General features: G+C 32.3%; 13 protein-coding genes. 2 read left to right on the top strand and 11 right to left on the bottom strand.

Annotated elements, in window-relative coordinates; all coding sequences use genetic code 11:
* Both PGZ10_RS13895 and PGZ10_RS13890 read right to left on the bottom strand, forming a co-directional pair.
* Positions 1 to 786 (bottom strand): ABC transporter permease, encoded by a 786-nt coding sequence (locus tag PGZ10_RS13895; RefSeq protein WP_117689883.1) that lies wholly within the window; start codon positions 784 to 786, stop codon positions 1 to 3.
* Complete coding sequence (locus PGZ10_RS13890) at positions 779 to 1,702, bottom strand: ABC transporter ATP-binding protein (protein ID WP_055056064.1); 924 nt, start codon at positions 1,700 to 1,702, stop codon at positions 779 to 781. The genes PGZ10_RS13895 and PGZ10_RS13890 overlap by 8 nt, the downstream gene beginning before the upstream one ends.
* Positions 1,703 to 1,865: 163 nt before the next feature.
* Here PGZ10_RS13890 and PGZ10_RS13885 point away from each other — a divergent pair, with 163 nt between their 5' ends.
* Together PGZ10_RS13885 and PGZ10_RS13880 are read left to right on the top strand one after the other, a co-directional pair.
* Positions 1,866 to 2,558, top strand: a complete 693-nt coding sequence (locus PGZ10_RS13885) for a response regulator transcription factor (RefSeq protein ID WP_055056065.1) — start codon at positions 1,866 to 1,868, stop codon at positions 2,556 to 2,558.
* The gene (locus PGZ10_RS13880) at positions 2,558 to 3,952 is read left to right on the top strand and encodes a sensor histidine kinase (protein WP_117689881.1); all 1,395 of its coding nucleotides are present in this window, start codon (positions 2,558 to 2,560) and stop codon (positions 3,950 to 3,952) included. Before PGZ10_RS13885 ends, PGZ10_RS13880 begins: the two co-directional genes overlap by 1 nt.
* A gap of 39 nt (positions 3,953 to 3,991) precedes the next feature.
* On the opposite strand, the gene PGZ10_RS13875 is transcribed toward PGZ10_RS13880, so the two are convergent.
* The 9 genes from PGZ10_RS13875 to PGZ10_RS13835 form a co-directional block, all read right to left on the bottom strand.
* On the bottom strand, positions 3,992 to 6,094 hold the full coding sequence (locus PGZ10_RS13875; RefSeq protein ID WP_117689880.1) for a peptidase domain-containing ABC transporter: 2,103 nt from the start codon (positions 6,092 to 6,094) through the stop codon (positions 3,992 to 3,994).
* Between the two features lie 70 nt (positions 6,095 to 6,164).
* The gene (locus PGZ10_RS13870) at positions 6,165 to 9,302 is read right to left on the bottom strand and encodes a type 2 lanthipeptide synthetase LanM family protein (RefSeq protein WP_117738813.1); all 3,138 of its coding nucleotides are present in this window, start codon (positions 9,300 to 9,302) and stop codon (positions 6,165 to 6,167) included.
* Between the two features lie 100 nt (positions 9,303 to 9,402).
* Positions 9,403 to 9,606 carry a plantaricin C family lantibiotic gene (locus PGZ10_RS13865; protein ID WP_055056069.1) on the bottom strand — a complete coding sequence of 68 codons (204 nt, stop codon included), beginning with the start codon at positions 9,604 to 9,606 and terminating at the stop codon, positions 9,403 to 9,405.
* Positions 9,607 to 9,960: 354 nt separating this feature from the next.
* Positions 9,961 to 10,125 (bottom strand): helix-turn-helix domain-containing protein, encoded by a 165-nt coding sequence (locus PGZ10_RS16865; protein ID WP_117689878.1) that lies wholly within the window; start codon positions 10,123 to 10,125, stop codon positions 9,961 to 9,963.
* Positions 10,126 to 10,218: 93 nt separating this feature from the next.
* Entirely contained in the window at positions 10,219 to 10,716 is a 498-nt protein-coding gene (locus PGZ10_RS13855; protein ID WP_117689877.1) for a hypothetical protein, read from the bottom strand.
* A 59-nt stretch (positions 10,717 to 10,775) separates the two neighbouring features.
* Complete coding sequence (locus PGZ10_RS13850) at positions 10,776 to 11,105, bottom strand: winged helix-turn-helix domain-containing protein (RefSeq protein ID WP_117689876.1); 330 nt, start codon at positions 11,103 to 11,105, stop codon at positions 10,776 to 10,778.
* 96 nt (positions 11,106 to 11,201) lie between these two features.
* Positions 11,202 to 11,477 carry a hypothetical protein gene (locus tag PGZ10_RS13845; protein ID WP_117689875.1) on the bottom strand — a complete coding sequence of 92 codons (276 nt, stop codon included), beginning with the start codon at positions 11,475 to 11,477 and terminating at the stop codon, positions 11,202 to 11,204.
* 107 nt (positions 11,478 to 11,584) lie between these two features.
* A complete protein-coding gene (locus PGZ10_RS13840; RefSeq protein ID WP_117689874.1) occupies positions 11,585 to 12,241 on the bottom strand; it encodes a hypothetical protein in 657 nt (218 codons plus the stop codon).
* A 94-nt stretch (positions 12,242 to 12,335) separates the two neighbouring features.
* The gene (locus PGZ10_RS13835) at positions 12,336 to 12,473 is read right to left on the bottom strand and encodes a hypothetical protein (RefSeq protein ID WP_158555573.1); all 138 of its coding nucleotides are present in this window, start codon (positions 12,471 to 12,473) and stop codon (positions 12,336 to 12,338) included.
* Between the last annotated feature and the right edge of the window lie 59 nt (positions 12,474 to 12,532).

Genomic DNA, 12,532 nt, shown 5'->3' with positions numbered 1-12,532 from the left:
TTATTCCCCCCTTTTCTTGTACAAACAGTCAATTAATAGTATTGAAATTCCTGCCATAATCCCAAGAATTAATATTACTTGAAAAGTTGAAGGAATTAATCCATTCATTTGTACAAGGTTCATATTAATTCCATGTCTTTTCATATCTCCAGCACTCCAAAATGTTGTAAGCGGCGTAGGAAGTAACCATAATATTGTCTTTGGTAATGCATCGAAAAGTGCTGTTGCACTCATATTTAAAACGCTATAAAAAATACATAATAAAACAGAGAAAACATAAGTACGACTAAAAAATACCACTATAACAATCAATGGTAATGTTCCTGCGGTAATAAATATTCCTGTTTCAACCGCCAGAAATATTTTGTATCCTAAACCGTATACATCTAACGTAAACATACCAACCAGAACTGTTGCTACCGTTGATGCTATGCAAAATACAACGCCTATAATAAATAGCACTATAATTTTTGCTGTAACTACTTGCGTACTGGATAGTGGGATTGTTTTAATATTTTTAAATGTATCATTATCACGTTCAATAAAAAACAACATAGCAGCTACTACTCCGATAATACAGGGTAATAAAAATTGGATTCCATACCCCAATACCATATTAAATAGTCCGTCAAATGCGTCCGCTTTATCAATATATTGCTCCATCATAGCTGGTGTTGTCATTAAATAAGCCAATGGAAGCGGAAACATAAATGCAGCTAAAGTTACTAAAAGAATAAACTTTTTTCTTTTCAGTTTTTGAAATTCAACCTTAACTAATTTAAGCAATTCCTTCACCTCCGGTCACCCTTTTAAAATAATCTTCCAATGTTTCTTCGCATAAATGAACTTCTGTAATTTCCAATCCTTGCTTTACAAAAACATAAGTAATTTCTGATCTAGGGATTGTTGTATTATATAATTGAAGTCTATTTTTATCACATATTTGAAAATCATCACATTCAAATTCTTTTCTTAAAATTTCCGCTGCGCGCTGGCTATCCGATACCATAAAATTGACATAGCGACTATTTTTTTTCGCCAATTCTTTCATACTTTCTTCTTCAAGTAAAATTCCCTTATCAATAATCCCTATATCATCTGCCAGTAATTCTATCTCTGATAATATGTGACTAGAAATCAAAATAGTTTTTCCCTGAACATCACATAACTCTCTAATAAACGAACGTACCTCTGCAATACCTATAGGATCCAAACCATTAATAGGCTCATCTAATATCAGCAAATTGGGATTGTGCATAACTGCCAATGCAATGGCCAGTCGTTGTTTCATCCCAAGTGAATATTCCGCAAATAACTTTTTATCACGATAGGGCAAACCGACAACTTCCAAAGCATCTCTTACACACTTACTTTTATTTAATCCTCTAAGCTCCGCAAAAATACGAAGATTTTCAGTCCCAGTCAAATTAGGATAAAATCCTGGTGATTCTATTAAACTACCTATATGCGGTAAAATATCTTTACTATTGGTTTCCATACTTTTCCCAAATATTTTTATGTTTCCCGATGTCGGTTTTGTTAATCCTAACAGCATTTTCATTGTAGTCGTTTTTCCTGCTCCATTACGTCCCAACAGTCCATAAATTCTTCCTTTTTTCACATGCAAGTTCATTGCAGAAACACTCTTTTGCTCTCCATACTGTTTTGTTAAATTATTGGTTTGAATAATATATTCACTCATTTTTTTATACCTCCTTTTTTTATACTGTAATTATATACCAACTACATTGAGATTTCCTTGAAGTAACCTTGAGGTAACCTTGAGATTTTCCTCTTTCTCTATACTTCTTTTTCCACAAGATGTATAATAATTTAAACTATAAAATTTTAGGAGATAAAAATATATGTATGATAAATTTATACTTATCGTTGATGATGAACAAGAACTACTCACCCTTATTAAAACAATATTTGAAAGAGCAGGCTATACAAAAATAATGACCGCAACATCTGGAGAAATGGCTTTACAAATAATAAGAGAAACTCTACCTGACATGGTTATTCTTGATGTTATGTTACCTGGTATGGACGGATTTGAGGTATTGCAAGAAATCAGAGCCCTCAGTAAACTTCCGGTTCTTATGCTGACCGCCAAAGATGCAGCCGAAGATCGTTTTTCTGGTTTTGAATTGGGAGCAGATGATTATTTAATCAAACCATTTTTGCCTAAAGAACTATTGTTACGTGTTCAAGCTATTTTAAAAAGAAGTTATCCTACAGAGAAACGAATTATAGAATTAGAAAATTCTTTTATAGATATTGATAAGGCAGAAATACATCGTGAAAATAAAATTATTCCTTTGACTGCTAAAGAATACAATATATTATTAAAACTTGTAGATAATGCCAATCACATTGTAACAATAGGAACTCTTTGCCAAACTGCTTGTGGTGAAATGTGGCAAGGGTATGAAACTACCCTCATGACACACATTCGGCATCTTCGAGAAAAAATCGAAAAAAATCCTTCTTCTCCTGTTTCACTGCTAACAGTTAAGGGGCTAGGATATAAATTGCTAGTGAAAGGAGTAAAATAATGAAGCTTGCCAAGCGTTTTTTTAAAAAATATCTTCTTTCCACCCTTATTATATTGATTTTATTTTTTGTACTAAATATTATTTTAATATGTGGGACTTTACTCATGGCATGGAATAATTCTACTGATCCAGATATACCCGTCCAAACCATTAGCAAAAATATCACGCTCAATGTAGATGGAACAATTTCTTCTACTGATTATATAGAAAATATTCTAAAAAATAAAAGTGCCTGGGCGATGATTTTAAACGAACAAGGAAATGTCATTTGGGAAAAATTTTTACCCGAAGAATTGCCAAGAACCTATTCAAATTTACAAATAGCCAAGTTTAGTCGGTGGTACTTACAAGAATATCCTGTTTTTATCCAAGAACATTCTGCCGGCTTATTGGTTATCGGGTGCGAACCTAATAGTATAACAAAATACAATTTTTCAATAGATATTAATTATATTCACAGCCTAATAGTCGGTATCTTTTTAATGATTTGTTTTAATATATTACTGATATTTATATTATTCTGGCGTAATACACATAAAATAGAAAAATCTATAGTGCCAATCATTGACGGTATTGACTCTATTGCTCAGGGAAAACCCATTACCCTTTCAGAAACAGGTGAACTTTCAAGTATAAATGCTGAACTAAATAAGGCTGGAAAACATCTTCTACAAAAAGAACAGGCGCGTGCCGAATGGATTAATGGTGTTTCGCATGATGTCCGGACACCTCTTTCTATTATTTTGGGATATGCTTCTGAAATCGAAAAAAATGAAGATGCTTCGCAACCTGTACAACTACAAGCAAGTATAATTCGTAAACAAAGCGAAAAACTCCGTAGCCTAATCGCAGATTTAAATTTAACTTCAAGACTAGAATACTCTATGCAGCCTTTAATAAAAACCAGTTTTTCTCCTGTGGAAATTGCCCGCCAAGTAATCATTGGCTTTATGAATGGACCAATAGACAACAAATATTCTTTTGACTTTCATTCATCATCTGATACGATTCCAGTATTGATCAAAGGAGATACGGAACTTTTTTCAAGAATGCTAAGCAATCTAATTCAAAATTGTATTAATCATAATCCTCATGGTTGTGAAATAACAGTTGAAATTTTAAAAGAAAATGATACCTGTATTATTTCCGTCATTGATAATGGTGGCGGTATGACTTCTACACAAATAGAAAAAATGAATAGTGGTATTTTTCCTAATAATATGTACAATTCAAATGGGGAGTCTGTTCATGGATTTGGTCTAAAATTGGTTTACCAAATATTAACCGCCCATAACGGAAATATCAAATATGAAAATATACTTCCTCATGGCTTAAAGGTCATATTAGAGATACCTATTGAACATATTGATCCGTATGAAGAAAAGATCTCTTAAAAGAACAGGTGAAAGCCATTATCTGACTTTCACCTGTTCTTAATTATTTACACTATCATAATATGCGCCCTTTAACTGAAGTAGTTCCACATGTGTTCCGGATTCAATTATTTTTCCTTTTTCAACTACGTATATTGTATCAGCATCTTGTATGGCATTCAGTCTATGTGTAACTACAATCTGGGTAATATGTAGTTGTTTCAAATTATTACATATTCTTCGTTCTGTAAGAGGATCTAAGTTGCTTGTGGCTTCATCAAAAATAATAACTTCCGGTTTCAGTGCCAATGCTCTTGCTATAGCAATACGCTGTTTTTGTCCTCCTGAAATGTTCTGTCCATTTTCTCCCACAAATGTATTAAGTCCCAATGGGAATTTTTCTATATCATCTTTCAGTTCTACTAAATCTAAATAATGATATATTTCCTCATCTGTCAACGTATTTGTAATATCCACGTTTTCTCTAATTGTTCCATTCATTGCCATTGGAACCTGAGTAACTATGGCAAATATCCGATCTATATCCTCTTTGCATATTTGTTTTATATCTTCCCCGTTTACTAAAATTTGTCCTTGATAATGAGAAAAGACGTTCAATAATAATTTTGTAATTGTAGTCTTTCCACTTCCTGAACTTCCTACAAATGCTATCTTCTCCCCCTTTTTTAGCATCATACTAACATTCTCTACATCTGGCTTCGTGCTTCCATAGTAAGAAAATGTTACTTGCTGCATTTCCATAGACTCAAATGAATTAATATGCTGAGTACCATTTTTACGGTTAGATTTATAATTCATTAACTCTTTTAAACGAATCATTGTTTCCTTTAAAACATTAATTTGAGGTACCACCAAAGATAGAGTTTGAAATGGACCTGTAAAATATCCGGCAAGTGTGACAAAGGCTATTAACGTTCCTAATTCCAACCTATTATCACAAACCAAGTATCCTCCTATAACGTAAAGTATCAATGAAGAAGCTATTGAAAAAGCCCCCACCACCGACTCCATAATATCACTTATTTGTACACGCTCACGTAATCTCTTAATTAAATGCTTATAATCCTGTTTCAGACTATCACTCAGCATATTCTCTATTCTCATGCACCTTATTTGCTGGATATTAGTCAAAGTTTCTACCATTCGTGCCTGTAATGCACTCTGATCTGCAATATAATTTTTAACCTTTATTCTAGCTTTTTGATTTAAAATCATTACTATTGTTATCTGTATAACAGTCATTACTATTATAACTGCAAACAATGGTATTGACTGTGTTATCATCATTATTCCGCAAAAAACAGCAGTAACCACATCTATCACTGTTGAAATTAGAGCTGTTGATATAAATTCGTATATATCACTGACACTATTAAAGCGATTTTCAATATCTCCTGATGAATGGCTTTCAAAATAACTTAAATCAATATCAAATATTTTATTCAGCATTAAAAATATAGTATCTTTGTATATATTATTCTGTAAAATAAGTATTACCCTTTTTTTAGCTAAATTTGCAAGTAAATAACTTAATGCCACTGATAATATCAGTAACGCATATTTTACAAAATTGAAGCCTAATGTATCATACGTTATTTCATTGACTATTTTTTTTATAATGAGCGGTGGAATCAATATAATTCCCTGTGTAACCAACGTTAGAATACTTGCCAGAAATAATTTGCTTTTATTTATAGGTATAAGAAAAGACTCACGTTTCTCACGTTTATAATTCTTTTCTGTTGGTCGAACACATACAAGTACATCTAAAAAATTCTTTTTAATAGATGAATAATCAACCTTTTCTTTTCCTTTTAAAGGATCTAAAAGTATATATTTCCCATATTTTTTCTCCGCAACTACAACATAATGATTTTCTTTTGAACACATGATAATCGGTAAACATTTTATCAAATTTTCTTCGGTTTCGTAGTTTCCATACGCCTTGAATGAAAAATTATGTTCTTCCGTAATTTCTTTCATTTTTGCTAAAGACATACCATTTCTTCCAATACTTGTTGTAGCTTTTAATTCACTAATATCTATCTTATATTTATAATATTGGAAGATCATTGTCAATGCTGCTATACCACAGTCTGTTGTCCCCATCTGGCGAATCAATGGCACACTTTTTTTGTGCATAAATACACCTCCCTAGTATAATAAATTAGTATTGGAAATAATAAATTCTATTATTTCCAATACTATCATTTTAGACTTCCAGAGCAATTACACAAGGTAAATCTTTTTTTATATCTCGCAGCAAAGAATATCCCATGCCACATAGTCCTGTCATAAATCCTTGCAATTTATATCCATATAGATACGCATTATCGCAATCAAATACACCATTACATACATTCTCAGCAATAATATCACGAATATCTACATAATATTTTTCTATCTTTTTATCTGAATGGTCTTTTAAATATTCAAATAAAATTTCTGTATTACCTAAATTACCATGACATAGACAATTGTTTCCTAAAATTCCCTCTTTTAATATTGTATTCACTGCTACTTTTATATCATTTTCTATCAAATCCGAATACCGCCCATTCAATATGACATTTACTTTAGATCGGCTAAGCAATATGCCTGCAGCGCCATGACACCAAGCAACGGTAAAACTTCCTCCATCAGATGCTTTTTCTCCTGCATATACCCTTTCGTCTTTCCAATTTCCTTTTTCTTTCACAAATAAAGAATTTTCAAATTTAATGCCATCGAGCAGTGATAATAAATACTCCTCTTTCTGAGTCACCTGCCATAGTTTTGCCAGTGCTAAAACTATTCCAGATGCTCCATGTGAAAATCCCGCTAACGGCGAAGTTCTTCCATCTCCATTCCATCCGCCTTTAATAGAGCCTTCCTTTTCCTGAGCATTTACTATTATATCTCCTGCTATTTCTGCCGAAGCGATATACTCTTTATTTCCGGTTAGCTGATACATATTGATCAATGTAATAACTGCGCCTGCATTACCATAGACAAGATCAAAACTGTTATCTCTGGTAATCGCTTTCTTTAATATTTTATAGTGCTTTTTTGCATAATCCAAATATTTTTCTTTATTTGTAATTTTATACAGTACCTCATAAGTGTACATTATAGACGCTTCTCCACCAAAGGCGCCACTGCTTTCATTTTCTATTCCCTCATTTCGTTCACACATCTCATCTGTGTATGTAAATAATTCCTTTTCAATCGCATTGCATATAATAAGGTACTCCTTTTGGGGATCAACAGTATACAATGCGTTAAAGAAAATTGCTAGCCCAGACATTCCTTCATATAAATAGGTACCAAGTGGTCTTATATCCCATGAGCAGTCATCTTCATTTCCTATTAGAGTAACACCAATCCAATTAACTTCTGTTCTATCTTTATTAAAAACAGCAGTTTTTATAAGAGAATCAGCCAATTTCTGAACAGCTTTTAACAGATGAGCCTTATTTTTTTCTCTGTGCGGAATCATTTTCATTTGTTGAAGCTCTATCTTTTTATCCTCAACCTGAAATTCGTTTATCTCTGTCAGAATAATATTCATGAACATTAATTGCCTTTTTAAATCATCTTCATCTAACAATACTATCTTTTTCTTTAAGTGTTCCAAACTGGTATATTCAAAATAGTCTTCGATTTTCTCACCTTCTGATCCGAAAAGAGATTTACCTGATGTATTGAGATAAAAATATGGAATGTCCATGTTTAACATGTCTTTTATCTCACATTTCACAACACCTTTATCTCCTTGTGTAGCTTCATACTGTTTAAATAAACTACACAAAAACATTTGTCTATCTCTTCCATCTTGCATAAAATCCGGATGAAAAGATGTGTGTAATAACATAGAATATCTTTGGGTATCCTGAACTAAATGGCGAATATTTAAATTACCAAACATATCGGCATATTCAAGAAACTTTTCTTTGTTCTCCAAAACATATTTATACGCATCTTCAAATCCTGCATTTATTTCTTTTAGATAATGAAATGCTGATACATTTTCTCCATCTAATTTAACAAGATTTTGATTTACTCCAGTTGTAGGATGTTCATATACAAATCTCATATTTGAAGTACATAAATCCGCTATTTTAGGAATAACTATAGGATATTCCTTTCCCTCACTACCTTTAATTGCACTCATATCTACGCCTTGGCCCAAATTTGAAAACCTATAGTGTGGCAATAAACCCGAGTATAATACTGACTCATGAAGGATATAATTTATTTCCTCCTTTGCAGAATTTGTTCTCCCTCTTCTACGGTTATCTAGTATAGTTTCTGCATCTATAATAATTGGATATTCTCCTGCGGCAATCACATTTTCTTCATGTAAATCATTTGTATTAAGAATATAACTACCGAAAATCAATATTCCAAATCTATAAAAATACCGTCTGATTTCATCCTCTGTTTTACAACTTTTATAATATACAAATTCCTCCCAACCATACTCCTGACAATCTAATATTTTTGGTTCATACATCTCATATTTACAACCAGCATTTATCTTTCCCAGAAAATCGAAATACACTTTTTCAATTTTTAATGAACGTGGTTTATACACAATTTTAGTGCCATTATCCAACTTAAGAATACTTACCCCATTCCCTTTTTTATGAGAATCCGAGATATTAGAACTTATTTCAACTACATTTTTAAATTCTAAACCTCCACAAAATTTATTCGCAATTTCATTTTTATCTTTATTAAGTCTTTCTAATAAAAGTACATAATAAGAAGATAAGTTTTCTACGGTTTCTGTAACTGAACGTAGTAAACATGGATATATATTGAAAAGCTCCTGTTTATACGATTTCTTACTTAAAAAATTATTATTATAATAATCGTATTCTTCCTCTGAATTTCTTCCATTCAGTTTTCCCGTCTTCTTACAAAGATACATTTCAAACATTAATATTCCAAGACTGATCTTCCCTAATCTCTCTAATAAGGTATTTGCGTATGTATCTATAATAGAATCCGTCAAAAAAAGACTTGTTCCATTTTTTAATATGTCTATTCCGTAATTGATTAAAGGTATAAAAAAATTATCAAATGCCAATTTTTCTCCTTTGAATCCGGAATAGTTATAATTGATTGGTTTTTCAAATAATTCTATTTTTACCTTTTCCATTTCTGACATCACGTGATTGTTTTCACATACATAATTTTCAGAATTTAAAACTTTTACTAAATCAATACCATAACATTTCTCAGCAACTCTTAATGTATCTTCTCCTAAAATCTTTTTCCAATATTCAAATATATCTTTTTTATTTTCTGCTTCTGATGTTGTATAACTTCTTTCTGTAAAATATGATGCTCTCTCAGTATTCATGTTCTTAAACACCCCATTCTGCTTTCCATTTCAACTCACAATTCGTATCTGTACTGCACAAACTTCAATTAACGCTTACCCTCTTTATCAACACCTGTGTTTATTTCTTAGGGCAGCAAGGTTTCAGCAAAGTACCAAAATAGCATTCTGCTGTACTTGTACATAAAACTCCGCCGGAATTTCTGGTTTCACCAGCTCCTGCTACAAATTTGTTTAAATCTGCTTCCTGCAGCTCCATCATAACGTTACCAGCTGGATTGCTAAAGTTTTCTTCTCTTGTAATAGGATTTCTCATTTCACTCATAATTATTTCTCCTTTCATAAATCAATTTTGTACAGTACAGATACTAATTCTAAATTGAAATGGTTGAATTATTTTCTTCTGTTCCTTACATTTTAGATAATACACCTTTTATTTCTTGAAATTTTATTCATGTAATAAAATCGACTGTCTATGTAATTTTTGTTAGAATATTAATAGTTTTGTTTTTTCACATCTTCCATATAAAAATATTACTGTCTACCAACGTAACCGTTCAAAACAAAAATCTTTTCTACAATGTCAAAAGCGGATATGCGCTAAATCGCATATCCGCTCCAAATTCTTTCAAACCGCAAATAATATTTCCCTATATATTCTCTGCAACTCTCATAATATTCAATTATCCCACCATATTTTTCGATATTTGCTAGGTGTCCTCCCATACTTCTGCTGAAACGCCTGGTTAAACGTCCATTGGCTTTCAAATCCGAATTCAAGATAAATATCCATAATCCTTTTATCTGTATTTTCCAGCAGATTGGAATAATAATGATGTAATATTCATCACCAAAAATGATTATCAAATTTCAACAAAAAGATGTAAATAATATCAAATACACCGTCTACCTTTTACCTCAATTTTTTTAATCAATCTTATTTCCGCTTACCAACATTTTCTTTTTTTAAAATTTTAGAAGTTTTTACAAGTGCTTCTATTAAAGTTAAACCTGTCAGAATTACAGCAACCCCCATCATAAATAATGTCCATGCTTTGCCCTTATCAAAGGTTACCAAAATAGCTATCACAGCTACAGGCATGTTTATATATCCTAAACTTGTTGCCCATTGAATAAAAAAGTTCGGCCAAAACTTTTTCTCTTCTTCCACTTCATTCACTGTTTTCACTTTTTTGGCGAAATAAAGCATACAGACTATAGATACAGCTATCAGTATTATTTTCCATACACAATTAACTTTCGTTTCCTCTGGTGGAAAAAAGGTATCTATCATGATAACTGCTATTCCAATGATAAATGCTATTTCACTATACAATCCTGAATAAGCGGAATCTTTCATGTCATTTACTTTTTTCTCTAAAGCAGTAATTACAGATTGGTGATACTGTTTTGCACTTTTCTTATTTCTGTTCATGTAATAAATCCTCCATTAATAATAACATACTATTTCATCTCAATTATATCTCCCAAAAACTATAACTTTTTCAACCGATACCCCACATTGACCAACGTTTCGATAATATCATGTCCCATCTTTTTTCTTATCTTCCATATCACATATTCTACTGTTCTGTATGGTATCTGATCATCATGATAATGAATACCCCATACAGAATGATAAATATTTGTCTTTGGCATTACCCAGTTTGGCTTTAAAGCCAGTAGATATAAAACTTCAAATTCCCTGGGTGTCAGGTCTATCTCCTTTCCTTCGTAGATAACCTGATAGGACATTGGATTTAACTGTAATTTCCCGTTGCCCAACACTACATTCTCTTTATATTCTGGAAAAACATACTTCATGTGTATGCCTCCTCTTGATTTGTAAATTCAACTTTTCTCATTCCAGAAAGAAATACTGGACGAAAACTCCCCGCCCAGCACTTCTTCAATTATCAGTTATTTTAATGCACTCTCTATATCCTCCGCTGCCTTTTCCATAATTTGAAGATACTCTCGGAGCTTTTCAGACTGGATATTTTCCTTTTCTGCAAGTGAATTGATCAGAAAACAACTTGTTTTTATGCAGCTTAGCGGATTTCGGATATTGCTCTGCAGTTCCGCCCGCATAGTACGATAATCATTTTCTATATCCAGTGTCCTTGTTACTGCCCTCTCACAAATATCCAGTAGTTGATTGATACACTCTGCCAACTCCTGCACCGGATTATTCAAATACCTGCACCTAACTCTTTGTTCCAAACATTGTTCAGAAAGAATACCATTCAAATCATTTAACAGCAGTCTACATTCTCTATCACATTCCATTTCTACAGTTCCATTCATGCGCGATAATCAATAATAGAAAATTCCTTTTTCTCAGGTCGGTATTTGTATATAAGATCATAGGCGCCATAATTTTCGTCTAAATCTTCACTTATGTAAAGAGCAGCTATCCCCAAACTTTTTGCTGCATGATAAGTAAGTATTGCAAGATCTGCCTTACTCTGCTCTTGCATTCTTTTGAATAAATCGAATATCACAACAACCTTTCTGCCTCCAGAAAAGGCACGCGCACAGATACATCTCATTTTTTCTCTATGATTAAGATCCGAAGGATATTTTTGTAATAAGTGGCCTATGTCAAAAGCCTTAACCAATTCCTCTATATTGGATTTATCTCCATCTAACAGACTTGGCATAGAAATGTTTTCTTCAACCGTCATAAATTCAATCAGCGGAAACTCTTCTGCCGCTATTCCAAACAAGCGCCTGTTTAAAAGAGAACGACTATTTTCGTCCAAATCAAGCCAGTCTTTATTACATACAAATATCTCTCCTGTTTTTGGTTTTTTATATCCGCAAAAGATTTCAAAAAGTATCCGTCCAAAATTTTCCCCACACATAAAATAGCAAACTTCTTTGGAATTTACCTCAATGTTTAAATTTTGTATATGGGCTTCCTCATCTGCCATATTTTCAACTAGAAATGGATACATAGTTTCTCTCCCTTTGTATTAAAAAGGCACTAGATAACAGAAAATTCTTACCTAGTGCCTTTTTCTAAACTGCCTTTGTCTGTATTTGCAAGTTTTACCACCAGCTAGTTACTACTGCTGTACAGTTATTGTATCCACTCTCCATACAATCGTGTAAACAGTCATCAGGATCACAGTACTGTACTTCAATTTCAAATATTTCTTCCTGTACTGTTCTTTTTAATTTCTCCATAATAACTCCTATCTCCAACCGGTAATAATCGCATCACAGTTATTGACCCCTGAGTGTAT

It is taken from the genome of Coprococcus sp. AF102-57 (assembly GCF_027686195.1).
Classification (GTDB): domain Bacteria; phylum Bacillota; class Clostridia; order Lachnospirales; family Lachnospiraceae; genus Allocoprococcus; species Allocoprococcus comes.
Note: the sequence above shows the minus strand (reverse complement) of the source record. Positions and strands in the feature narration are given on the sequence as shown.